This window comes from Wenzhouxiangella sp. YN9, assembly GCF_056324165.1.
The window spans coordinates 170,333-193,577 of record NZ_JBJNIP010000115.1; the positions used below are offsets into that span (position 1 = coordinate 170,333).

The following is a 23,245-nucleotide window of genomic DNA, read 5'->3' on the forward strand; positions in this document are numbered from 1 at the left end:
ACGCACGTAATGAACAACGGCCTGACTCTCAGCGGCGACATGGTGCTGGTACTGGTGCTGCTGGGGCTGACCGTTTTCCTGTTTGTCACCGAGCTTGTCCGGCTGGATGTGGCGGCAATCTGCGTGATGGTACTGGTGGGCCTGCTGGGGCTGGTGCCGGGCGAGCAGCTGTTTTCCGGCTTTGCCTCCAACGCGGTGATTGCGATCATTGCGGTCATGATTCTGGGCGCAGGCCTGGATCGAACCGGAGTCATGAACCTGGTCTCGTCGTTTATCGTCAAGCTTGGCGGGCCGAGCGAGTCGCGCATCCGAACGCTGCTTTCGGCAACGGTGGGCGCAACCTCGGGTTTTTTGCAGAATGTCGGGGTCACCGTGCTGTTCATGCCGGTGGTCAGCCGGATTTCTGCGCGCCTGGATCTGCCGCTGTCGCGCCTGCTGATGCCGATGGGCTTTGCCACGATTGTCGGCGGCACGCTGACCATGGTGGGTTCTTCGCCGTTGATTCTGCTAAACGATCTGATCGAGACGTCGAATCGATCGCTGCCGCCGGGCGCGGAGGCGGTCAAGCCTTTCGGGCTGTTTGACGTCACCCTGATCGGGCTGGCACTGATGGTGGCGACACTGCTTTACTTTCTGGTCTTCGGGGCCGCGCTGCTGCCCAGGCCCAGGGAGAAGAAGCCGGCCTCGCCGGCGCGCACCAAGAGCTATTTCAAGGAAGTCTACGGCCTCGAGGGCGACATCTACGAAATGCTCGTGACCGTGGATTCGCCGCTGGTGGGCATGCGCATGGCCGAGGCCGAAACCCTGGACGGTGCCCCGCTGATGCTGGCCATCCAGAATACCGACAGCCCGCGGCTGGCGCCGCCGTCCGATGAAATGATCTGGGTCGGAACCGTGCTCGGTGTGATGGGCACGCGTGAACAGGTGGGCGAATTCGCCCTGGCCAACAACCTGCGGCTGCAGCCACGCCTGCGCACTTTCGGCAACCTGTTCAATCCCACCCGCGCCGGCATTTCGGAAGTGGTGGTGCCGCCGGGCGCCCGCCTGATCGGCCAGACCATCGGTGAGGCGCAGCTGCGCTCGCGCTTCGGTATTTCCGTGCTGGCCATCAACCGCCGCAACGAGATCATTACCGAGGATCTGCGCGAAGAGGTGCTGCAGGTAGGCGACTGTCTGGTCAGCCACTCGACCTGGCGCGACCTGGCCAAGCTGGCGCGGGTCAAGGACTTCATCGTCGCCACCGATATTCCCAAGGAAGAGCAGCGCCCGCAGAAGGTGGTGCATGCGGTCGGCTTTTTTGCCCTGAGCCTGTTCTTGATCCTGTTTACCGGCTTTCAGCTGTCGGTTGCGCTGATGGCCGGGGCCATCGGCATGGTGCTGACAGGCGTGCTGAGCATGGACGAGGCTTATCGGGCGGTGAGCTGGAAAACGGTGTTCCTCATGGCCGGGTTGATTCCGCTGGGTATCGCCATGGAAGTGACCGGCACCGCAGCGTGGCTGGCCCAGCAGGTGCTTGAATTGCTCGGGGACATGCCGCAACTGGTGGTGCAGCTGGTACTGGCGCTCATGGCCACCGTGTTTACCCTGTTCATGTCCAACGTGGGCGCCACGGTGCTTCTGGTGCCGATTGCCATCAATATCGCGCTGGCCACCGGCGCCAGCCCGGCGCTGTATGCCATGCTGATCGCGCTGGCGACCTCCAACGCCTTCATTCTGCCCACGCATCCGGTCAGCGCCCTGCTCATCGGACCGGGGGGTTACAAGGTGAAGGATTTTGTGCGCGTCGGCGGCTGGATGAGTCTCGTGTACCTGGCGGTGATGCTGGCCGGGCTCAACCTGCTGTTCTGAGCGCGCCGGCTTGCATGATGACGGCCGCCGCGAAGCGCGGCTGAAGGCAACCTGCCTTTATGCGGGGTTAATCAAGGTGCCGCGGTGACGAAGATCTTGCCGCCGGTTTCGTCGATGTCGACCGTGCGCAGGGCAGCGTTCTTGCACGGCCCGGCAATGCACTCACCAGTAGCCGGCTCGAAAACCGCGCCGTGATGGGCGCAGACGAGCTGATTGTTCTCGTCGGTCAAAAAACGGTCGGGGGCGAAGTTCAGCGGCCGGCCCTGATGCGGGCAGATGTTGAGCCAGGCACGCGCGGCGCCCTCGCGCCGGGTGACGATCAGCCAGGTTGGCTCGCCGGCCAGCTCGAGCTGGAATTCGCGGTATTGCCCTTCGGCCAGGTCGTCGGCAGGGCACAGGAACACAGATTCATTCACGGGGTCAGACACTGTATGCAAGATCCAAGACAGCGATTCTATCAGCCGCCGGCCAGTCCGCTGGCGCGCTTCGGGCTGGTTCTTCTGGGAATCGGCGTTCTCGCTCTGAGCTTCCTGCTCGGGCTGGTTTTTCTGGCCGTGGCCGTCGGCATGGCGGTGATCGGCTTTGTTGTTCTGACCGTGCGCCGCTGGCTGGGTCGGTCGGGCAGGAAAAAGCGCGATGACAGCCTGATCGACGTCGAGTATCGCGTGGTTCACCGCGAGCGCGGCAACCGCAGGTGAGCCGGGCCGGCGTGGTTCGCCGGCCCGCCGTTGTCTGATCAGGACCCGCTGAAGGTCAGCAGGATGATCGCTGCCAGCAGAACCGCCATCCAGATCGCCATCTGCCCCATCGGGCTGCGGCTGGAGAAGTAGCGGTAGGACTGCACCCGAATCAGGTTGATGGCCCGGCCCCCCACCGACAGTGCCGCTTGGGCCGCTCGCCCACCCACTGTACTGAGCCCGCGGTCGACAGCGCCAATCGCTTTCGGCGCCAGGCGCCGGTAGAGCCAGTCGAAATCGAGCGTGATGGTCAGCGTGCGCTGCATCATCGGCAGCATCACGAAAAACGCCAGGCCGGCAAACAGCAGCAGCTGCAGCTGGCTGAGCACGTGGTCGGCGGTGTAGGGCTGGTAGTCGACCGGGTAGGGCAGCAGGCCGTAGAGCAGGCCCGGAAAGACCCCCAGGCCGATGCAGATGGCCGAGAAGAAGATCATCGCCAGGCGCATGTTCCAGGGCGCCTCGGGCGGACGCAGTCCGGAGTCCTTCTGGAAGAACACGAACCAGGGGAACTTGATGCCGGCGTGCAGGAACACGCCCGCAGAAGCCGCGACCAGCAAATACCAGATCAGCGCCATGTTCTGTTCGGCCGCGCCCGAGGAGATCATCGACTTGGAGATGAAGCCCGAAGTCCAGGGGAAGGCCGAAATCGCCAGCGCACCGATGGTGCCGCAGATGGTCGTCAGCGGCATGGTGCGGAACAGACCACCCAAGCTGGAGCATTTGCTCACTCCGGTCTGGTAAAGCACCGCACCGGCGCTCATGAACAGCAGGCCCTTGTAGATGATGTGGGCAAAGGCATGTGCGGCCGCGCCGTTGAGCGCCAGCTCGGTGCCGATACCGATGCCGACCACCATGAAGCCGACCTGGTTGACGATCGAGTAGCTCAAGATGCGCCGCATGTCGTTTTCCAGCAGCGCCCAGATGATGCCGTAGAAGATCATGATGGTGCCCAGCCACACCAGCAGTTCGGTGCCGGGAAACAGCAGGATCAGCGCGAGCACTGCGGTCTTGGTGGTGAACGCCGACAGGAACACCCCGCCCATCGGGCTGGATTCCGGGTAGGCGTCGGCCAGCCATACGCTCAGTGGCGGTGCGGCCGCGTTGACCAGCACGCCGAGGAACATCATCCAGGTGGCGAAGTCACCCAGCTCGAGCACCCGGATCTCCGTCGATCCGGTCTGCAGGATCAGCCCGATGATGCCGATCTTGAGCAGAATGCCGCCGCTCAGGTGGATGATGGCGTAGCGAATGCCGGCCGCGCGGGCGCTGGGCGTGCCGCCGCACCAGACCACGATGGTCGAGAAGATTGCCATCAGCTCCCAGAACACGAACATCACGATCAAGTCGCCGGCGAAACTGACGCCGATGGCCCCGGCAGCATAGATCAGGGCCGACGACAGCTCCCACCATCTGGACTGGCGGAAGGCGAACAGCACGCCGCCGAAGCCCATGATGGCAAAGACGGTGGCGAACAGCCGCCGCAGGCTGCTGCCCTCGACCAGCTGCGCTTCGTAACCCAGGAAGCTGGCCGTCAACTGAACGCCGTCGCCGACCTGCCAGATGGCAAGCAGCGTGATCAGCGGCGTGGCCAGCGCAATCAGGGCGCGCAGAGTCGACTGCCGGACCAGGGCGATCAGAAACCCGCCGGCGATCATCACAAGGGCAGGAGGCAGGACGAAATCAAACATGCTGGTCGTCCTCCCCGACGTGCTCGGATACCGGCCCGGTGTCGTCAGCGTAGTAATCGTCGGGGCGCTTGAGCACAAAACCGAGCAGTTTGGCGCCCACCACCATGGCCACGCAGGTGACAAAGCCGTAGATCGCGTAGAAGCCGAACCAGCCGTCGACCTTGAAGTATGCGTGGAAGTGAACAAACAGCTGGCCGGCGACCGTCAGCGCCAGGATGGCGCCAAAAATCCACCACATCAGGCGGATTGATCGAGGCCGAACCAGCCAGTGATCGCTGTCGGGCCGTGGCTCGGGGCGTTGCTCGGGTCTGGGCGACCGGCTCATGTGCCAACCTCCAGGATGCGTGATTGGATATCCACGATCGGTCCGTTGAGCAGGAAGAACAGAATGACCAGGGCCGCCGTGAAGGTCAGCGCCGCCACCATTGGCCAGGGCGCTTCACGGTGGTCGATCTTCGGGGTCACGTTCTCGTCGCGGAAGAAGGCGCGGTGAACGATCGGCAAAAAGTAGGCCGCGTTCAGCCCGGTTGAGAGAATCAGAACCGTCAGGGCGAAATAGTTGTCGACCTGGAGTGCCCCGGCGAGCATGTACCACTTGGATACGAACCCGGCCGTGGGCGGCACCCCGATCATCGAGATCGCGCCGATGGCGAAGGCCACCATCGTCCACGGCATGCGTCGGCCGATGCCGTTGAATTCGTCCACCCGGGTTTTCTTCGAGGCGACGTAGATTGCGCCGGCGCAGAAGAACAGGGTGATCTTGCCGAAGGCGTGAGCGACGATATGCACCGCCGCGCCAAGCTCGGAAAGCGGCGCCAGCACCAGGGCCGCCAGCACGATGTAGCTGAGCTGGCTGATGGTCGAGTAGGCCAGCAGGCGCTTGAGCTCGACCTGCTTGAGCGCGATGATCGAGGCGGCGATGACGGTAAAGCCGGCCAGATAGACCAGGTACTGCTCCAGCGGCACGCCGGAAAGGTAATCCAGCCCGAAGATGTAGACCACGACCTTGATGACGGTGAACACGCCGGCCTTGACCACCGCCACGGCGTGTAGCAAAGCCGAGACTGGCGTGGGCGCGACCATCGCTGCCGGCAGCCAGCGGTGCATGGGCATGACCGCAGCCTTGCCGATGCCGAGCACGAACAGCGCCAGCAGGATGGCCGCCTCGACCGGGCCGAGCGTGCCTGACAGGATGCCGCCGGGCACAAATTCGGTGCTGCCGGTCGCCATCCAGACCCAGATGATGGCCGGCAGCAGCAGGCCGATGGAGGTGCCCAGCAGCACGCCCAGGTAAGTGCGGCTGCCGGCGCGCGCGGCAGCGTTGTGCTTGTGCGCTACCAGCGGCCAGGTGCTGATGGTCAGCACCTCGTAGAAAATGAACAGCGTCAGCAGATTGCCGGCGGTGGCTACGCCCATCGCGCCGCTGATGGCGATGGCAAAGAAGACGAAGAACGAGGTGTGCCGTGGCTCATTGGCCCCGCGCATGTAGCCGATGGCGTACACCGAGGTCACGAACCACAGCAGGCTGGCCAGCAGGGCGAAGATCAGGCCCAGTGGCTCCAGGCGAAAGCTGATCGACAGGCCCGGCAGAATATCGATCAGCTGCAGGGCCACGTCCTGGCCGTCGAGCACCGGGCCGATCAACTGCGTGGCCAGGCCGAACAGCGTAGCCGCGGTAACCAGGGTGGCGGTCTCGCGCAGGTTGGGCCAGCGGCCCAGCAGACCAACGGCGAGCGCGCCGATGAGCGGGGTGACGATCAGGGCAATGATCAGCATGGTCGGGCTCATGGTGAAACCCCCAGCAGCACTTCGGCACCGCGGCGCGCGACGTCAGCGGTCAGCCGCGTGTCGATACCGAAATAGAAGTTGGCCGCCACCAGCAGCCACATCGGCACGAGCAGGCTCAAAGGCGCTTCGCGCACGGGCCGCTGGCCCTCCGGCGCAGGCTGCAGCCAGGCTGCTTCGGCGATCTTGCCGATATACAGCACCGCCAGCAGCGAGCCGATCAGCACCACGGCGATGGTAAACCAGGCGTTCTCGGCCATGGCCGCTTCGATCAGGATCCACTTGCTGATGAAGCCGACCGTCAGCGGCACGCCGATGATACTCAGGCCCGCCAGCACGAAGGCCAGCATGGTCAGCGGCATCTGTCGGCCCAGGCCGCGGAAGGCCGAGACCTGCGCCGAGCCGGTCTGATGGATGACGGTGCATACGCACATGAACAGCGCGCCCTTCATCAGGGCATGGTTGAACATGTGAACCAGGCCGGCGCTGATGCCGGCGACCGATACAAAGCTGATTGCCAGCGCCATGTAGCCCACCTGGGCAACGCTGGAGTAGGCCAGCAGGCGCTTGGCGTTGTTCTGCTCGATGGCCCAGATCGAGGTGAACAGAATGCCGAGGATGCCGAGCACGAAGAAGGTCTCGGAAAACGGCATCCGGCCGACGAACTCCGGGCCGAAGACGGTAAAGATCAGGCGCAGCAGCAGATAGACCGCCACCTTGGTCGCGGTCGAGGCGACGAACACCGAGACCAGCGAGGGCGCGTTGGTGTAGGCGCCGGGCAGCCAGCGGTGCAGCGGAAACAGCGCGAGCTTCATGCCGATGCCGACGATGATGAAGGCAAAAGCCGCTTGCACGGCGCGGCTGTCGGCCACGGCCGGCAGACGCTCGGCCAGGTCGACCATGTTGAGCGTGCCGGTCATGATGTAGATCAGGCCAAGGCCGATCAGGTAGAAGGTCGCGCCGAGCGTGCCCATGACCAGATAGCGAAAGGCCGACAGCGGCGCGGCGCGGCTGCGACCCTGGCTGACCAGCACGTAGGTCGACAGCGAGGAGATCTCGAGAAAGACGAAGACGTTGAAGGCGTCGCCGGTCAGCGTGATGCCCATCAGGCCCGAGAAGGCCAGCAGGAAGAGCGCGTAGAACAGGCCCTGGCGCTGCGGGACTTCGCGATTGACCGAAAGCCGGCCCCAGGGCAGGATCACCGCGCCCATCAGGGCGATCAGCAGGCCGATGAAGCCGTTGACCGCATCGACACGGTATTCGATGCCGATCGGCGGCGGCCACTGGCCGAAAAAGTAGCGCATCGGTGCCTGCACCGCTTCGGGCAGCACGAAGGCCATGATCACCGCCGAGGCGGTCACGCTGACGGTGGCCAGCAGCCACGGCAACACACGGCCGGGCAGAAGGGCGCAAATCGGCGCCGCCATCAGCGGCAGCAGCACGCTGAACGGCATCCACTCAATGATGCTCATGTGCCGGGCTCTCCGTCCTCGTCTTCGGTGAGCTGGTCGTCCTGGATGCTGCCGTAGTTTTCACGCACGCGCACCACCAGGCCCACGCCGACAGCGGTGGTGGCCACACCAACGACGATCGCCGTCAGGATCAGCACGTGCGGCAGCGGGTTGGAATAGAGGTCGACCCCCTTTTCAAGCACCGGCGACGACGCGCCAATGATCTTGCCGGCGGAAATGAACAGAATGAACACCGACGTCTGAAAGATGTTCAGGCCGATGATGATCTTGATCATGCTGCCGCGCGCAATGACGGCGTAGAAGCCGGTCATCATCAGAAAGATCACGATCCAGTAGTTGAAGTGGCCGAGCCAGCCCATCAGTCATTCTCCTCCTGCTCCATGTCCGCAACGACGCGCGCGCGGTCGGCAAACAGGGTGTAGACGATCATCATCACGGCGCCCACGGTAATGCCGACGCCCAACTCGACCAGCACGATGCCGGTCTGCTGTGCGGCCTGGGGCGAGCTGGGCACCAGCGGCGCATAGTCGAGAAAGTGGCTGCCCAGCAAGACGCCGAGCAGGCCGGTCGTCGCGTAAAGCATCACGCCGATGCTTGCCAGCGCTTTCTGGGCTCTGGCGGGGATGACCGCCAGCGCTTCGTCAAGGCCGAACACCAGCGCAAACAGAATCCAGGCGGCGGCGAAGATCACGCCCGCCTGGAAGCCGCCGCCCGGCGAGTATTCGCCGTGAAACTGGATGTAGAGCGCAAACAGCATGATCAGCGGAATGAGAAAGCGCGAGACCACGCGCAGGATGCTGTTGTTGTTCATTCCTTGCGCTCCTTCTCGCCGGCCTTGTCCACTGACGGGCGCCGGCGTTTGCGGGTAACGCCGAGCAGCATCATCACGCCGATGCCGGCGGTAAAGATCACGTAGACCTCGCCCAGTGTATCGATGGAGCGGTAGCCGGCCAGTACCGAAGCCACCACGTTGGGAATGCCGATGTCGTCGTAGGACTGCTCCAGGTAGTAGGGCGCGACGTGCTGATGGATGGGGTTATCGGCGGCGCCGAAGGGCGGCAGATCCCAGGTCGCGTAGACCAGGCTGGCCCCGGTGACCAGCACCACCGCCAACGCGGTGAGGTTGCGGCCCGGACGGCGGTCTTCATGGCGCGGCGCAAGCGTCAGCGCCAGCAGCATCAGAATGGTGGAAATGCCGGCGCCGACGGCCGCCTCGGTCAGCGCCACGTCGCCGGCGTCGAGCACGGTAAACAGCGACGCCGAGACCAGCGAATAGATGGTGAACATCATCACCGCAGCGAACAGGTCGCGCATGCGCAGCACGGCAATTGCCACTATCGCCAGAAAGGCCAGCAGCGTGAGATCGATCAATTGTTCGATGACTGCTCTCCCTTGGGTTTGAGGCCGTCGTGCAGCCCGGCGCGGGCCAGCGCATGGGCCGCCGTCGGCGAGGTGAACAGCAGAAACAGCAGGATCAGCGCCAGCTTGACCGCCAGCAGCGTAAAGCCGGCCTGGAGAATCAGCCCGGCGATGATCATCAGGGCGCACAGGGTGTCGGTCATGCCCGCTGCGTGCAGTCGCGAATAGAAATCCGGAAAGCGCAGCAAGCCGATGCCGCCGAGAATGCCGACCAGGCCGCCGCCCAGCAGCAGGATCCAGCTGAATACATCGACGACGATCATGAACTCCCTCCGTCGCGGCCGATCTCGTCGGGATCCTGCAGGCGCACCAGCTTGAGTACCGCGATGATCGTGATGAAATTGATCAGGGCATAGACCAGGGCCACGTCGATGAACAGCTCGTGGCCCAGCACGAAGCTGATCAGCGCGACCAGCAGCACGGTCTTGGTGCCGAAGACGTTGACGGCCACGATACGGTCCCAAACCTGCGGGCCGAGCAGGGCACGGGTCAGGGCCAGGGCCATGGTGGCCAGCATGGTCAGGGCGGCCAGGGTGTAGATCATCGGAGCTTGCCCTCCAGCCAGCAGACGTGGTCGCCCATCTCACCCGACAGCACGCCTTCAGCGCCGGCGCGGGTCAGTGCATGCACGACGATTTCGTCTTTGTCCAGACGCAGGCTGACGGTTCCGGGCGTGAGCGTAATCGAGTTGGCGTAGGTTACCCGCGTGACATTGCGTGACTGGCGGACGGGCACGCGCAGCACGCGCTGATGAATGTGGCCGCGCGGGTCGATCACGGCGCGGGCGACATCGATGTTGGCCAGCACGATCTGCCAGGCCAGCCAGGCCCAGTAGATCGGCAGCCGCCAGGAAAAGAGCCCGGGATTGTGCTGGATGCCGATGACGTCCATGCGCCAGGCCAGCCAGCAGGCCAGGGCGATGGATAGCGCGCCCAGCGCCAGGACAATCGGGTCGAACATGCCCGAAAGTGCCAGCCAGAGCGCGGCCATGATGAGGGCCAGTGAGAGGAGATAGCGCATAAGACGGCGAATCTTACCAAAATCGTGTGACTGAGCGGGGGGGTGATTGACGAAGTCGATGTGAGCAAGGTCAGGGATTGGGGCACGATTCAGGAACGGCTGCACGAACTCGTTTCTGCCGGCGTTCACAGATAGGGGCTGAACAGCCAGCAGGCGGCGTCTCTCAGCCGGGTCGGGAGCCTGCGAGCGTCAACTTCCTCGAGGCTCAGCTCGCGGCCGGCTGCGGCCAGCCGGTCGATATGCGTTGACAGTGTAGCGGCCAGCGCGGCGTCATAGGCTTCGACCTGCAGTTCGAAATTCAGCCGCAGGCTGCGCGGATCCCAGTTGGCCGAGCCGACCAGGCTGTAGAAGTCGTCGACGACAAACAGCTTGCCGTGGTTGAACGGCGGCGGCTGCAGGCTGACCCGCACGCCCCGGAAAAGCAGCTCCCAGATCATGTTGCGCGTTGCCCAGTCGACGTAGGGCAGGTTGCTTTTCTCCGGCAGCACCACGTGCACGTCGATGCCGCGCACGGCCGCGACCTGCAGGGCGCCGATGAGCTCTCGCGGCGGCAGAAAATAGGGCGTCATGACGCGCACGGAGTGCCGGGCGCTGGCGATGGCTGCCGACAGCAGCATGGTCATGCGGTCGAGGTCCTCGTCGGGCCCGTCGGTCAGCGTGCGGCAAATCACCTCGCCACCGTCGGTTTCCACCTTCGGGCGATAGCGCACGACTTCGCCGGTGGCGAATTCCCAGCTGCGGTAGAACTCCAGCGTCAGTTGTCCGACGATGGGGCCGGTCAGCCGGAAGTGCATGTCGGCGGTCGCGTTGGCATTGGCGGGGTCGTCCACGCGGTGGCGGTCGCTGATGTTCATGCCGCCGGTGAAGGCGACCTGGTCGTCGACCACCAGGATCTTGTGGTGGTTGCGCAGGTTGATCGACAGCGACGGCGGCAGCAGGCGCGGCGGCAGGAAAGCGGCGGTACGAACGCCGGCGCGGCGCAGGCGGTGGCCGACCCGCGGCAGCGAATACCACTCGCCGATGCCGTCAATGAGCACGCGCACGTCGACGCCACGGGCCACGGCATCGGCCAGCGCCCGGCAGAACGCCTGCCCGGTGTCGTCACGATCAAGAATGTAGGTGGTCAGGCAGACGCGCTCGCGGGCCTGATCGATGGCTTCGAGCATGGCGGGGTAAGCCTGTTCACCGTTGATCAGCGGCGTGACCCGGTTGCCGCCAACCAGGGCGTGGCGGCTGAGCGCCCCGCCGCTGCGCGCCAGCTCGCTGAAGGTGGCCGGCAGATCACCGGGCAGCGGATGCAGGCGGGCGACGGCCTGGCCGCGCTCGCCCGCACGCAGCGGCGGCATGGCAAAGCGCTGGGCGCGGTTGCGGGTGCGGTTGACGCCAAAGAACAGATACAGCGCCGGCCCGGCGATCGGCGTGACCACGCAGACGGCAATCCAGCCGAAGGCACCGCGGGGCTCGCGCTTGTACAGCAGGGCATGGAGTGCCGTTGCCGGTGCCAGCACGGCGTGAAAAAGCAGAAGCGTGAGCGTTTCCCAGGACATCGTCTTTTTTGTGGCGCCCGCAGGGGCAATACGCCAGTGTTCCCCGTGAAATCGGATGATGCAAGGAAATTCCGGCTGCGTTACACTAATATCTTTCTATCCCGATCAAGAGATAAATCTGCGACATGAGATCTTACCTGTTTACTTCCGAGTCGGTGTCCGAGGGGCATCCGGACAAAATGGCCGACCAGATTTCCGATGCGATTCTCGATGCCATCCTGGTTCAGGATCCGCACGCCCGCGTTGCCTGCGAGACTTTCCTCAAGACCGGAGCGGTGGTTGTCGGCGGCGAGATCACGACCAGTGCCTGGGTCGATCTCGAAGAGCTGATTCGGCAGGTCGTTGTCGATATCGGCTACGACTCTTCGGAAGTGGGCTTTGACGGCCATACCTGCTCGGTCATCAACATGATCGGCAAGCAGTCGCTCGACATTGCCCAGGGCGTCGATCGGGAAATCCCCGAAGACCAGGGTGCGGGCGACCAGGGCCTGATGTTCGGCTACGCCTCCAACGAGACTGACGTTCTCATGCCCGCGCCGATCTACTATGCGCACCGTCTGGTCGAGCAGCACACCCGGTTGCGCAAGCACACCGACAACCCGTTGCCCTGGCTACGCCCCGACGCCAAGAGCCAGGTCACGCTGCGCTACGAGGACGGCCAGCCGGTCGCCATCGACGCGGTGGTGCTGTCAACCCAGCACGACGAGGGTGTGGGTCTGGAAGAACTGCGCGAGGGCGTGAAAAAGCACATCATCGAGCCGGTGATACCGGCCGGCTGGCTGCACGACGATACCCGCTTCCACATCAACCCGACCGGCAAGTTCGTCACCGGCGGGCCGGTGGGCGACGCCGGCCTGACCGGGCGCAAGATCATCGTCGATACCTATGGCGGCATGGCGCGCCACGGCGGCGGCGCGTTTTCGGGCAAGGACCCGTCCAAGGTCGACCGCTCGGCCACCTATGCCGGCCGCTACGTGGCCAAGAACGTGGTTGCCGCCGGCCTGGCCGACAAGTGCGAGGTTCAGGTCAGCTACGCCATTGGCGTGGCCGAGCCGACGTCCGTTTCGGTGACCACGTTCGGAACCAACAAGGTGCCGGAAGAAAAGATCGAGGAACTGATCCGTCAGCATTTCGATCTCAGGCCCTACGGCATTCTCAAGGCCCTGGATCTGCTGCACCCGATGTATCGCCAGACGGCCAGCAACGGCCACTTCGGACGTCAGCCCCAGGAGGCTTCCGCCAAGGTCATCCGCGACGGTCATGAAACGACCGAGCACTTCACGACCTTCAGCTGGGAGAAGACCGACAAGGCCGACGCCCTGCGCAAGGATGCAGGGCTCTAGGGGCCAACCAAGTGTGGAGTGGCAAGTGTGAACAGGGCGAATGCTTTCTCGAAGCCAGCCACTTCACACTTCACACTTCACACTTCACACTCCGTCCAATCGAAGCCGATGAGATCGAGTGAGTCCACGATCTTTCAAGTTTGAACAAACCAAGAGGTAACCACCAAATGAGTGCCAATCCCGAAGACGTAACCAAGGGCGTGCTCTTCGACGAGCAGATCGCCCCGACCGATCAGGATTTCTGTATCGCCGATTCGAGCCTGACCGATTTCGGCCGCAAGGAAATCAAGATCGCCGAAACCGAAATGCCGGGCCTGATGCAGACCCGGGCCGAGTACGCCAAGGATCAGCCGCTCAAGGGCGCGCGGATTGCCGGTTCACTGCACATGACCATCCAGACGGCCGTGCTCATGGAGACCCTGGTCGATCTGGGCGCGGAAGTGCGCTGGGCCTCGTGCAACATCTACTCCACCCAGGACCACGCCGCAGCGGCGATGGCCGACCGCGGCATTCCGGTCTTTGCCTTCAAGGGCGAGACGCTGGACGAGTACTGGGAATTCATCCACCGGATATTCCAGTGGCCCGACGGGCAGACCGCCAACATGATTCTCGACGATGGCGGTGACGCCACGCTGCTGCTCAACCTGGGCGCCAAGGCCGAACAGGACGCCAGCGTGCTCGACAACCCCGGCAGTGAGGAAGAGAAGGCCCTGTTCGCCTCCATCAGGAAGCGGCTCGAGTCCAACCCCGGCTGGTATGCCGAGGCGCTGGCCAACATTCAGGGCGTGACCGAGGAAACCACCACCGGCGTCAATCGCCTCTACCGCATGGAAAAGGAAGGCGCGCTGGACTTTCCGGCCATCAACGTCAACGACTCGGTCACCAAGTCCAAGTTCGACAACCTCTACGGCTGCCGCGAGTCGCTGGTCGACTCGATCAAGCGCGCCACCGACGTGATGGTGGCCGGCAAGACTGCCATTGTCTGCGGCTACGGCGACGTCGGCAAGGGTTCGGCGCAGTCGCTCAGAGCGCTGTCGGCCAACGTCTGGATTACCGAAGTTGACCCGATCTGCGCGCTGCAGGCGGCGATGGAAGGCTACAAGGTGGTCAACCTGGAAGACGAGGGCGTGGTCGAAGAGGCCGATATCTTCGTGACTGCAACCGGCAACTACAACGTCATCGACCACCGCCACATGCAGCGCATGAAGAATCAGGCCATCGTGTGCAACATCGGCCACTTCGACAACGAGATCAACGTTGCCAGCCTTGACGACTACGAGTGGGACGAGATCAAGCCACAGGTCGATCACATCACCTTCCCTGACGGCAAGAAGATCATCCTGCTGGCGCGCGGCCGCCTGGTGAACCTGGGTTGCGCCACGGGTCATCCGAGCTTCGTGATGTCGAACTCGTTCACCAACCAGACGCTGGCGCAGATCGAGCTGTTCAAGCACGGCGAACGCTACGAGAACCAGGTCTACGTGCTGCCCAAGCACCTCGACGAAAAGGTTGCCCGTCTGCACCTGGAGCGCGTGGGCGTGCGCCTGACCGAGCTCGACGCCGAGCAGGCCGACTACATCGGTGTACAGGTCGAAGGACCGTACAAGCCGGAACATTATCGCTACTAGGAGGAAAACAGGTTCCGGGTTCGGGCCTGCGGGTGGCTGCCACCCGCAGGCCGGAGCCTGAACCATGTCAAACATGAGCAAGCCCCAACTGAGTTTCGAGTTCTTTCCGCCCAAGAACGACAAGCAGCAGGAGAGCTTCGAGGCATCCTGCCGCCATCTGGCCGCGCTGGAACCGGAATACATGTCGGTGACCTTCGGCGCCGGCGGATCGACGCGTACGCGCACCTTCGATACCGTGCGCAGCATTATCGACGCCACCGGCGTGCCTACCGCGCCGCATATCTCCTGCATGTCGGAAAACATCGACAGCATTCGCCGATTGCTCGATGACTACCGTGACCACGGCGTCGACCGCCTGGTGGTTCTGCGCGGCGACCGGCCTTCGGGCGGCGGCACCGGCGTGTTCGACTACGCCGTCGATCTGGTGCAGTTCATTCGCCAGGAATACGGCGATCGCTTTCATATCGAGGTGGCCTGCTACCCGGAGCATCATCCGGAGTCGAAGTCACCCGACAGCGACCTCGAGCACTTTCGCGCCAAGGTGGCGGCGGGTGCCGACGGCGCCATCACGCAGTACTTCTTCGGCGCCGAGAGCTACTTCCGGTTTGTCGATGACGCCCGCGCGCTCGGCGTGAACGTGCCGATCGTGCCCGGCATCATGCCGATCACCAACTATTCGGGCCTGGCCCGGTTCTCGCGCATGTGCGGCGCCGAGATTCCGCTGTGGATCGCCAAGCGCATCGAGACCTGGGAAAGGGACGAAAAGATGGAGTCGCTGCGTCAGTTCGGCGAAGAGGTCGTCACCCGCCTTTGTCAGCAGCTGCTCGAGGGCGGCGCCCCGGGCATTCACTTCTATACGCTCAACCGATCAGCGCCGTCGGTAGCCCTGTGCCGCAACCTCGGACTCTGCCGGCTCGATGACGCGGCTCGGCGCAACATCGCCTGAGACCCTCCTGCATCGAGCTCGAGCAACCCGGCCCCGTGCCGGGTTGCTGCTTTCTGGGCTACTGATCCTCGCCGCTCACCCCGGGCGTGCCCCCGGGGTCGAGCGGTACGGCGATCTCGATCGGCTTGCAGCACACGCGGCAGTCGACAACCACGCGCTGACCGCGCTCCCCCGGATCGATGAACAGTTCGTTGGGTTCGCCGCACCAGGGGCAGGCAAACTCGAAATCCTCGCCCTCGCCCGCGTCTTCCATCATTCCGATTCGCGGTAGATGCCAAGCTCGAAGCGGCCGTCCGGGTGAATCGCGGCGCGATACATGCCGGGGGTGTTGAAAGGCATGCTGATGCGGCCGGAGGGGTCGATGGCAATCACGCCGCCGTCGGCGCCAACGTCCTTGAGCGTTGCGTTGATGACCTGATCAGCGGCCTCATCCAGCGACATGTCGGTCAGCCGCATCAGCGAACAGATGTTGTAGGCGGCCACGTGGCGGATGAAGAACTCGCCGTGGCCGGTGGCCGATACTGCACAGGCGCGGTTGTCGGCGTAAGTGCCTGCTCCGATGATCGGCGAGTCGCCGACGCGGCCCCACTGTTTGTTGGCCATGCCGCCGGTGGAAGTGGCGGCGGCCAGGTTGCCGCTGGCGTCCAGGGCAACCGCACCGACCGTTGAATACCAGTTCTGTCGGCGCGCCTGGGCCGCCTGTTCGTCGGCCTGCATTGCTTCGAGCTGCTGGCGGCGAAAATCGGTAATGAACCAGTCCTCGCTCTTGAATTCCAGCCCGTGATCCCTGGCAAAATTCATGGCACCTTCGCCGATCATCATCACGTGTGGCGAGTCGTTCATGACGTGCAACGCCGCCTCGACCGGGTGGCGAATGCCCTTGACCGCGGCAACGGCGCCGGCATCGAGCGTTGCCCCGTCCATGATCGAGGCGTCCATTTCCACCGTGCCGGTGTTGGTCAGAACGGCCCCGCGTGCGGCGTTGAACTGCGGCGCGTCCTCGAGAATCCGGATGGCGGCCACTACGGCTTCCAGGGCGGGGCGCCCCTGTTCGAGCGCCGCGTGCCCGGCGCGGGCCGAGCGCTCGAGCGCGTCGCGAATTGCCTGTTCGCGCTCTGCGGTCATGTTCTCCGGCAGGATGGTGCCGGCGCCGCCGTGAATGGCAATGGCAACGGGTGATTCAGCCATCGTCGCTCCGGTCAGAAACAGCAGCGTGGCAAGCAGCAGGGTTCGAAGCATGGGTTGTTGATCCGTGATGGGTGACTGCATTGCAGTGTAGCACTGGCGTTGCCGTCGTCAGGGCGGTCAATCGGACCGCCTGAACCAGTAAAGTGCCGTGTAGATCTTGGGGTCGATGGCAAGGCCGCGCTGGTGCTGCTCGTCGAGCCAGCGGTCGATCTGCCCGCGCGCAATGGCGTGAACGCGGATGGACTCACTAGCGTCGCCGCCGCCTTCGCCCACGCGCACCAGCTCGCTGGCGTGCACGAAAACCGCCACTTCGTCGCTGAGGCCGGCGGAGGTCGGGCAGGGCATGATTTCCCTGATCGCTCCGGCACGCCAGCCGGTCTCTTCCTCCAGCTCGCGCCCGGCTGCTGCAAGCAGGGGCTCGTCTTCCTGGCCCGGCTGGTCGCCGACCAGGCCGGCGGGCAGCTCGATCGTTCGTGCCTGCAGCGGAATACGGTACTGCTCGACCAGCAGCAGCTCGTCGGTCGGTGTCCACGCCACCACCACCGCCACGCGGTGATGACGCGAGACCAGTTCCCAGCCGTTGCGCTCGATCAGCTTCAGGTAGCGCCCGGCGTACAATAGGGCATCTTTTTGCGTCTCTCGTGCCATGCGTTCCATGCTCTTGATCGGATGAACGAATCGGTTCGGGGATAGTCCCACACCCAGCTTTCATGCAAAACCCACAGAGAAGAATTATGCGCGTTTCCGTTTCAATCTTCATCATGATCGCCGGCCTGGCGGGGATCGGTCACGGCCTGGCTCAGGAGACTCCGCGCTCCGGCGAGGCTGGCGAAGAACAGCCGCCGCAGAGCAGCCGGATGCTGCCCGGCCAGCGGCTTCCCCACTGGATCAGCAAGGCCGGAAAGGCCTATGAACGTCAGGACGTGGAAGGCTGGGTCGAGGCCACCGAAGAGCTGCACCAACTGCGACCTTTCAATCAGGACTTCATGCGTCACCTGGTGGAAGGCCACGCCCGCCTGGGCAATCTCAGCGAGGCGTTCAACATGATGCTCAAGATGCAACAGCAGGGCCTGTCGGAAGACTGGGACCGGATCGACGCTGTCGAACCGCTGCGCGAGCACGGACTCTACAGCCACCTCAACGACCTGATGGCCAGTGCCGGTGAGGCCTTCGGCGACGTGACCGTGTGGTCGCAGCTGGACCACGAGTACGCCATGCCCGAGGCGATGGCCCACGACGACAACAGCGGCCGCCTGTTTGTCGGCACGATTCGCGACGGGCTGATTCTCGCCAGCAAGGACGGCCAGGAATGGCAGACGTTTGCCTCTCCCGAGACCGTGCCGCAGATTCAGGGTGTTTTCGACCTTGCCGTGGATGCGCAGCGCGGGCATCTGTGGGTGGCCAGCAGTGCGGTAGGCCAGTTTCAGGGGCCGCCGCGCGATGACGAAGTGCACAGTTCACTGCTGCGCCTCGATCTTGAAAGCGGCGAGCTGCAGGCCGAATACGAGCTCAGCAGCGGCGCCGGGCGCAACCTGCTCGGCTCGCTCGCGCTGGCCGCTGACGGCACCGTTTTCGCCGCCGATACCCAGGCGCCGGTGGTCTATCGCCTGGACCCGGGCAGCGACGCGCTGAAGCCATTTTTCGGCCACCAGAATTTCACCAGCCTGCGCGGTCTGGCCCTCAATGACGACGACAGCCTGCTCTACGTGGCCGACTACGAGCTGGGGATTTTCGTGGTTGACGTCAGCGGTGGCCAGCAGGCCTGGCAGCTGGCCATTCCCGAGACCTTCAACGCCGGCGGCATCGACGGCCTTTACTGGTGGAACAATCATTTGATTGCCATTCAGAACGCCATTACCCCACAGCGGGTCGTGCGCCTTGCCCTGGGCGATGACGGCCTGGGCGTGACCGCGGTTGCGCCCCTGGCGGCGGCGCTGGATGAGTTCGACACCCCCACCTTCGGGGTGATGGACGGGCAGGACCTCTACTTCTTCGGCGCCAGCCACTGGCAGCACGTCGATGCCGAAGGCCAGGCACGCGGCGAGTTGCCCGAAGTGCCGATCATGACCATCGATGTCGACAATGCCTCGGTGCAGGTCGTCGGTCAGGAGGTCATGGAGCAAATGCAGCGCCGGGGCGAGGCCGGCGGCGGCTGATCGGGCGGATTCCTCAGTTCGGTGAAAGGCGGTGCAGCCGTTCGCGCAGCGGACGGCCGAAGTGGAGGCTGTCGAGCAGGGCGTCGAGGGCGTCGCCGTCGCCCCTGCCACGGGTCAGATCGCCGATCGCGGCCAGCTGCGGTACTTGGCAGTGCAGCCCGGTGAGCTGCCGGGCCAGGCGCGCAGCGGCTTCGTGCTCGCGCAGCCGGGCCGCCAGTGTTTTCGCGCCGCGGATCTTCAGCCAGGCGATTTCATCAAGGCGTTGGTAGATTGCATCCAGACTGCCGAAGTGCGCCAGCAGCGCGCTGGCCGTCTTGGGGCCGACGCCGGGCACGCCGGTGATATTGTCGACGGCATCCCCGGTGAGCGCGAGAAAGTCGGCCATCTGATGCGGATGGACGCCGAAGTGCTCGAACACGCCGCGGCAGTCCAGCCGCCGCCGGCGCGAGAAATCCCACCAGTGGTCGTCATCGACGAGTAATTGCGTCAGGTCTTTGTCGCCGGTGACCACGCACACCGACTGCCCGCGCGATTGACACTGATCAGCCAGCGTGGCGATCAGGTCATCGGCTTCGTAATAGCTGTCGGAGCACACCGTCAGCCCCAGCGCCCGGCCCAGGTCGCGGCACCAGGCAAACTGGCGCTTGAGTGCTTCGGGCGCGGGTTCGCGGTTGGCCTTGTATTCGGGATCGATCTCGTTGCGATACGAGCTGGTCAGGGACTCGTCGAAGGCCACCGCCACGTGGTGGGCTTCGGTCTGTTCGAGCAGTTCGCACAAGAAGCGGGCAAAACCGTAGACCGCGTTGGTGGGCCGCCCGGCGGCATCGGCAAAGCGGTCGGGCATGCTGTACCAGGCGCGAAAGATGTACAGGCTGGCATCGATCAGGTAGGCCCGCTGCGGGCCGTTGGGGCTGCTGCCGGTGTCGAGCATCAGGCGGCGGTGGCGGTCAGGCGTTTGCGCAGCACGCTGTTGCGCGGAAAGTGCGCCAGCAAAAACTCCATCTGGTCGGCCACGATCCGCCGCCCCTGCAGGTAGACGTATTCAGCATGCGTGGGCGTGAAGGGAATGGCCAGCAGCTGCATGCCGGCGTCTTCGGGCGTGCGCGAGCCCTTGTGGTTGTTGCAGCGCTTGCAGGCGGTCACGACGTTGGCCCAGGTGTCGGCGCCGCCGCGGGCAAGCGGATGAACATGATCGCGCGACAGGGCGCGCTCCGGAAATTGTTCGCCGCAATACAGGCAGAGGTTCTCGTCGCGCCGGAAAAGCGCGCGGTTCGACAGCGGTGGCGTGTAGCGGTCGTAAAAACGATGGGCATCCGGATGCAGGCCCTGAGTGGCGATGATGGCATTGATCGGGATTTCCGTGCGCCGGCCGCTGCCGGCGTTGATGCCGCCGTGCAGGCGATAGAGCACGCGGCCCAGAGCGTAGCGGACCTGGTTGAGCACAATCAGACGAACCGCATGCTGGTAGCCGATCCATTCAAGCGGCATTCCGGTGACATCGGTGCGCAGTATTTGCTGGTCCAGGTTCAGCATATTGTGTTCTCCAGGCGTTTCGTGCCCAATATGTTGGGGACAGCGAAACCGGCGACGTTTACATCATCCGGATTCTGCGGGCAATTGCAACCCTGTTCGCCGCGGCCGCCCGCCTGCCGCGGGCCTTTGCGGCCACCGGCGGTTGGAGTGAACCTGGCGACCGTCCGATCAGTCCAAGGCGGCATCATTGACACTCGGTATTCCATCACCAAAAGGGCCATAGATGAAAACCAGCTTTCGCATTTTGCTGTTCCTGACCCTGCTGTTGAGCCTGCACACGGCGACCGCGGCGCTGCCGGCAGCGGTCGACGGTGAGCCACTGCCTTCGCTGGCGCCGGTGCTCGAGGAGGTCATGCCGGCGGTGGTCAACGTGCACACCACAACCCGCGTTCAGGTGCGCAGCAGCCCGCTTCTGGATGACCCTTTCTTCCGTCGCTTTTTCGATTTTCCGGGGCGGCCGCGCGAGCGCGAGCAGCAAAGCCTGGGTTCGGGCGTGATTGTCGATGCCGCAGGCGGTTATGTGCTGACCAACAATCACGTCATCGAAGGCGCTGACGACATTGCCGTGCGCCTGCAGGACGGGCGCCAGCTGGCGGCCGAGTTTGTCGGCTCCGATCGCGACACCGACCTGGCCGTGATCCGCATCGAGGCCGACGACCTGGCCGAGCTGCCGCTCGATGAATTCGACCGCCTGCGGGTCGGGGACTTCGTGGTCGCCGTCGGCAATCCTTTCGGCCTGGGGCAGACGGTCACCTCCGGAATCGTTTCCGCGCTCGGACGCAGCGGGCTGCGCGGGCTGGAATATCAGAACTTCATTCAGACCGACGCCTCCATCAACCCCGGCAACTCCGGCGGTGCGTTGATCAACCTGCGCGGCGAGCTGGTCGGAATCAATACGGCGATCTTCACGCCTTCGGGCGGCAATGTCGGCATCGGCTTCGCGATTCCCGTCAGCACCGCCGAGCACGTCATGGCGCAGCTGATCGAGCATGGTGAAGTGCGACGTGGTTCCTTTGGCGTGGAGGTGCAGGATCTCGATGAAGAGCTGCGCGAGGCGCTCGGCCTGGAGACCACGCAGGGAGTGGTCATAACCCGCATGGACGAGAAGTCGGCGCTGCTGGAGGCCGGGCTCAACGCCGGTGACGTGATCGTTTCGGTCGATGACCGGCCGGTCAAGAACGCCCAGGGACTGCGCAATATCGAGGGTCTGCTGGCCGTTGGCCGTCGCGTGAGGGTGGAGTACCTGCGCGAAGGCCGGCGTGAGGCGGCCCGCGTGCGCATCGAGGAAAATCTCGATGAGCGCATCTCCGGCCGGCGTCTCGACGAACGCCTGGAGGGCGCCGCTCTGGTCCGGATTCCCGAGCGCGCCCGCGCCGCCGGTGTGCTGATCGAGCAGGTTCGCCGCAACTCATCGGCCTGGAACGCGGGGCTGCGCTCAGGGGACCTGATCGTTGGCGTCAATCGGCAGCGGGTGCGCAGCCTTGCCGAAATGCGAACCCTCTTTCCGCTGGATGAAGGCCACGAGCTGACGCTGGAAATTCACCGCCGGGGCGGGGCTTATCGGGTGCCTCTGGGTTGATTGCGGATCCTTCGGGGCGGCGGGGTACACTGCTTCCGGCAACCTGACTGCCCGGGAGAATGTCCATGCGGATCCTGATGTGCCTGTTCGCCTGCCTGCTGCCCTGCGCGGCGGCGCTTGCGGCGCCAATCAAAACACCGGAGCGCCTGCTGCTGGCGCTCGATCGCGTCGCCGTTGGCGAGGCCGTTGCGGTTGACGCCGCCCTGCTCGGTGGCGTCATCGACGGTACGGTCGTGCTCGAGCGCATCGAGCTCAGAGCGCCGGGTGCCCGGGTGCAGGTCGTTCGCGACGGCGAGCTGGCCGTGCTCGACTATCCGCGCCGGAAGGTCTTCATGGGCAGGCGCCCAGGCCGCGAGTCCACCCGCGTTGGCCTGTTGTTCGACCCGGTCGGATTGCGATTGGACGGCACGCTGATCACCGCCCTGGGCATGCAGGCGCTGCACCTGAGCAGCGACAGGGGCTGGCAAATCGAAGCCCGTGGCGTTGACGCGCTGTTGCCCACGGGCGTCGAATTGACCCAGAGTTGCGGCAATCTGGCGCTGGATCAGCCTGACCATGCATCGGACCAGCCGCCGGTACCGGCAGGCGATGCGCTGCATGCCGCCCGCCAGGGCGGCTTGCGCTACGGCGTGCTGGCGTTGGATACCGACGCTGAATGGCTGGACAAGCGCTTTGGCAACGACGAAGCCGCAGCGACCGCCTACGTCGAAGAACTGATGGTGGCCACGAACACGGTTTTCGAGTCTCAGTTGAACCTGCGGATGCTGCAGGGCCCCACCATATTGCGGGTGGGCTCGGATCCGTATTCACAAAAGGACTCGAGCGCCAGTCGTGCGCATCTCGATGAATTCGGCGCTTACTGGGCGAGCAATATGGATCATATCGACCGCACCCATGCCGCCCTGATTTCAGGCAACTCGTCTTCGGGCGACTCGGCTTCCGGCATTGCCTGGCTCGACACCTATTGCCGCACAGGGGCCTATGGTGGTAGCTACAGCGTCAATCAGTTGTTCCACTCCGCCGGGGTGGCGGTCGAGAAGAGCGCTCAGCTGCTGGCGCACGAGCTGGGGCATAACCTCGGCTCATCGCACACGCACTGCTATCAACCCGAGATCGATCAGTGTTATGCCGCGGAGTCGGGCTGCTATTCCGGCCCGGTCAGCTGTCCGGCCGGGAGCCAGGGCACGCTGATGAGCTACTGTCATGTCAGTTCCGCAGGCTGCGGTAGCAACAAATTCGAGCTGCACTCAAGAGTCGAGTCCCGGCTGCTGCAGAAGGTTGCCGCCAATACGCCATCCTGCCTGGGCATCATGGATGAAAACCCGCCTGTCTTCGAAGACCGCTTCGAGCGCTGAT

25 protein-coding genes are annotated in these 23,245 nt (G+C 64.3%); 8 read left to right on the forward strand and 17 right to left on the reverse strand.

Translation table 11 applies throughout. The features are described 5' to 3' along the window. The first annotated feature begins 9 nt into the window (after positions 1-9). Complete coding sequence (locus ACEWQ0_RS12785; RefSeq protein WP_476485519.1) at positions 10-1,848, forward strand: SLC13 family permease; 1,839 nt, start codon at positions 10-12, stop codon at positions 1,846-1,848. Between the two features lie 71 nt (positions 1,849-1,919). On the opposite strand, the gene ACEWQ0_RS12790 is transcribed toward ACEWQ0_RS12785, so the two are convergent. Next, entirely contained in the window at positions 1,920-2,264 is a 345-nt protein-coding gene (locus ACEWQ0_RS12790) for a Rieske (2Fe-2S) protein (protein WP_476481412.1), read from the reverse strand. Positions 2,265-2,279: 15 nt separating this feature from the next. On the opposite strand from ACEWQ0_RS12790, the gene ACEWQ0_RS12795 reads away from it, so the two are divergent. Then, a complete protein-coding gene (locus ACEWQ0_RS12795) occupies positions 2,280-2,546 on the forward strand; it encodes a hypothetical protein (protein ID WP_476481411.1) in 267 nt (88 codons plus the stop codon). A 38-nt stretch (positions 2,547-2,584) separates the two neighbouring features. Here the strand turns inward: ACEWQ0_RS12795 and ACEWQ0_RS12800 are convergent, their stop codons facing one another. From ACEWQ0_RS12800 to ACEWQ0_RS12850, 11 genes are all read right to left on the reverse strand, one after another. Continuing rightward, on the reverse strand, positions 2,585-4,273 hold the full coding sequence (locus ACEWQ0_RS12800; RefSeq protein ID WP_476485520.1) for a Na(+)/H(+) antiporter subunit D: 1,689 nt from the start codon (positions 4,271-4,273) through the stop codon (positions 2,585-2,587). Beyond that, a complete protein-coding gene (locus tag ACEWQ0_RS12805; protein WP_476481409.1) occupies positions 4,266-4,598 on the reverse strand; it encodes a hypothetical protein in 333 nt (110 codons plus the stop codon). The genes ACEWQ0_RS12800 and ACEWQ0_RS12805 overlap by 8 nt, the downstream gene beginning before the upstream one ends. Then, positions 4,595-6,061: a monovalent cation/H+ antiporter subunit D family protein gene (locus ACEWQ0_RS12810; protein ID WP_476485521.1), complete on the reverse strand. Its 1,467-nt coding sequence runs from the start codon at positions 6,059-6,061 to the stop codon at positions 4,595-4,597. Before ACEWQ0_RS12810 ends, ACEWQ0_RS12805 begins: the two co-directional genes overlap by 4 nt. Further along, positions 6,058-7,530, reverse strand: a complete 1,473-nt coding sequence (locus ACEWQ0_RS12815) for a monovalent cation/H+ antiporter subunit D family protein (protein ID WP_476481407.1) — start codon at positions 7,528-7,530, stop codon at positions 6,058-6,060. The genes ACEWQ0_RS12810 and ACEWQ0_RS12815 overlap by 4 nt, the downstream gene beginning before the upstream one ends. Beyond that, complete coding sequence (locus ACEWQ0_RS12820) at positions 7,527-7,889, reverse strand: cation:proton antiporter subunit C (RefSeq protein WP_476481406.1); 363 nt, start codon at positions 7,887-7,889, stop codon at positions 7,527-7,529. The genes ACEWQ0_RS12815 and ACEWQ0_RS12820 overlap by 4 nt, the downstream gene beginning before the upstream one ends. After that, positions 7,889-8,341 carry a Na(+)/H(+) antiporter subunit B gene (locus ACEWQ0_RS12825; RefSeq protein WP_476481405.1) on the reverse strand — a complete coding sequence of 151 codons (453 nt, stop codon included), beginning with the start codon at positions 8,339-8,341 and terminating at the stop codon, positions 7,889-7,891. Before ACEWQ0_RS12825 ends, ACEWQ0_RS12820 begins: the two co-directional genes overlap by 1 nt. Continuing rightward, a complete protein-coding gene (locus ACEWQ0_RS12830; protein ID WP_476485522.1) occupies positions 8,338-8,901 on the reverse strand; it encodes a DUF4040 domain-containing protein in 564 nt (187 codons plus the stop codon). The genes ACEWQ0_RS12825 and ACEWQ0_RS12830 overlap by 4 nt, the downstream gene beginning before the upstream one ends. After that, positions 8,898-9,212: a monovalent cation/H(+) antiporter subunit G gene (mnhG, locus tag ACEWQ0_RS12835; RefSeq protein WP_476481403.1), complete on the reverse strand. Its 315-nt coding sequence runs from the start codon at positions 9,210-9,212 to the stop codon at positions 8,898-8,900. The genes ACEWQ0_RS12830 and mnhG overlap by 4 nt, the downstream gene beginning before the upstream one ends. After that, on the reverse strand, positions 9,209-9,493 hold the full coding sequence (locus tag ACEWQ0_RS12840) for an MrpF/PhaF family protein (RefSeq protein ID WP_476485523.1): 285 nt from the start codon (positions 9,491-9,493) through the stop codon (positions 9,209-9,211). The genes mnhG and ACEWQ0_RS12840 overlap by 4 nt, the downstream gene beginning before the upstream one ends. After that, positions 9,490-9,969 carry a Na+/H+ antiporter subunit E gene (locus tag ACEWQ0_RS12845; protein ID WP_476485524.1) on the reverse strand — a complete coding sequence of 160 codons (480 nt, stop codon included), beginning with the start codon at positions 9,967-9,969 and terminating at the stop codon, positions 9,490-9,492. Before ACEWQ0_RS12845 ends, ACEWQ0_RS12840 begins: the two co-directional genes overlap by 4 nt. A gap of 125 nt (positions 9,970-10,094) precedes the next feature. Continuing rightward, entirely contained in the window at positions 10,095-11,516 is a 1,422-nt protein-coding gene (locus ACEWQ0_RS12850; protein WP_476485525.1) for a phospholipase D-like domain-containing protein, read from the reverse strand. Positions 11,517-11,641: 125 nt separating this feature from the next. Here ACEWQ0_RS12850 and metK point away from each other — a divergent pair, with 125 nt between their 5' ends. The 3 genes from metK to metF all read left to right on the forward strand — a co-directional run bounded on the left by metK (position 11,642) and on the right by metF (position 15,433). Next, positions 11,642-12,859 carry a methionine adenosyltransferase gene (metK, locus tag ACEWQ0_RS12855; protein WP_476481399.1) on the forward strand — a complete coding sequence of 406 codons (1,218 nt, stop codon included), beginning with the start codon at positions 11,642-11,644 and terminating at the stop codon, positions 12,857-12,859. Between the two features lie 167 nt (positions 12,860-13,026). Further along, positions 13,027-14,487, forward strand: a complete 1,461-nt coding sequence (gene ahcY, locus ACEWQ0_RS12860; protein ID WP_476485526.1) for an adenosylhomocysteinase — start codon at positions 13,027-13,029, stop codon at positions 14,485-14,487. Positions 14,488-14,551: 64 nt separating this feature from the next. After that, positions 14,552-15,433, forward strand: coding sequence for a methylenetetrahydrofolate reductase [NAD(P)H] (gene metF / locus ACEWQ0_RS12865; protein ID WP_476481397.1), 882 nt, complete (start codon positions 14,552-14,554; stop codon positions 15,431-15,433). Positions 15,434-15,491: 58 nt separating this feature from the next. Here metF and ACEWQ0_RS12870 read toward each other — a convergent pair whose 3' ends face one another. From ACEWQ0_RS12870 to ACEWQ0_RS12880, 3 genes are all read right to left on the reverse strand, one after another. After that, complete coding sequence (locus tag ACEWQ0_RS12870) at positions 15,492-15,689, reverse strand: CPXCG motif-containing cysteine-rich protein (RefSeq protein ID WP_476485527.1); 198 nt, start codon at positions 15,687-15,689, stop codon at positions 15,492-15,494. Further along, entirely contained in the window at positions 15,686-16,672 is a 987-nt protein-coding gene (locus ACEWQ0_RS12875; RefSeq protein WP_476485528.1) for an isoaspartyl peptidase/L-asparaginase family protein, read from the reverse strand. Before ACEWQ0_RS12875 ends, ACEWQ0_RS12870 begins: the two co-directional genes overlap by 4 nt. A 66-nt stretch (positions 16,673-16,738) precedes the next feature. Continuing rightward, positions 16,739-17,278 (reverse strand): NUDIX hydrolase, encoded by a 540-nt coding sequence (locus tag ACEWQ0_RS12880; RefSeq protein WP_476485529.1) that lies wholly within the window; start codon positions 17,276-17,278, stop codon positions 16,739-16,741. A gap of 77 nt (positions 17,279-17,355) precedes the next feature. Between ACEWQ0_RS12880 and ACEWQ0_RS12885 the strand changes: the two genes are divergently transcribed. Then, positions 17,356-18,777 (forward strand): SMP-30/gluconolactonase/LRE family protein, encoded by a 1,422-nt coding sequence (locus tag ACEWQ0_RS12885; protein WP_476485530.1) that lies wholly within the window; start codon positions 17,356-17,358, stop codon positions 18,775-18,777. Positions 18,778-18,790: 13 nt separating this feature from the next. Here ACEWQ0_RS12885 and ACEWQ0_RS12890 read toward each other — a convergent pair whose 3' ends face one another. Continuing rightward, the gene (locus ACEWQ0_RS12890) at positions 18,791-19,708 is read right to left on the reverse strand and encodes a 5'-3' exonuclease (protein ID WP_476485531.1); all 918 of its coding nucleotides are present in this window, start codon (positions 19,706-19,708) and stop codon (positions 18,791-18,793) included. After that, positions 19,708-20,310 (reverse strand): HNH endonuclease, encoded by a 603-nt coding sequence (locus ACEWQ0_RS12895; RefSeq protein WP_476481391.1) that lies wholly within the window; start codon positions 20,308-20,310, stop codon positions 19,708-19,710. The genes ACEWQ0_RS12890 and ACEWQ0_RS12895 overlap by 1 nt, the downstream gene beginning before the upstream one ends. Before the next feature lie 223 nt (positions 20,311-20,533). On the opposite strand from ACEWQ0_RS12895, the gene ACEWQ0_RS12900 reads away from it, so the two are divergent. Further along, positions 20,534-21,889, forward strand: a complete 1,356-nt coding sequence (locus ACEWQ0_RS12900) for a Do family serine endopeptidase (protein ID WP_476481390.1) — start codon at positions 20,534-20,536, stop codon at positions 21,887-21,889. Between the two features lie 65 nt (positions 21,890-21,954). Further along, positions 21,955-23,244 (forward strand): M12 family metallo-peptidase, encoded by a 1,290-nt coding sequence (locus ACEWQ0_RS12905; RefSeq protein ID WP_476485532.1) that lies wholly within the window; start codon positions 21,955-21,957, stop codon positions 23,242-23,244. Position 23,245: the final 1 nt, after the last annotated feature.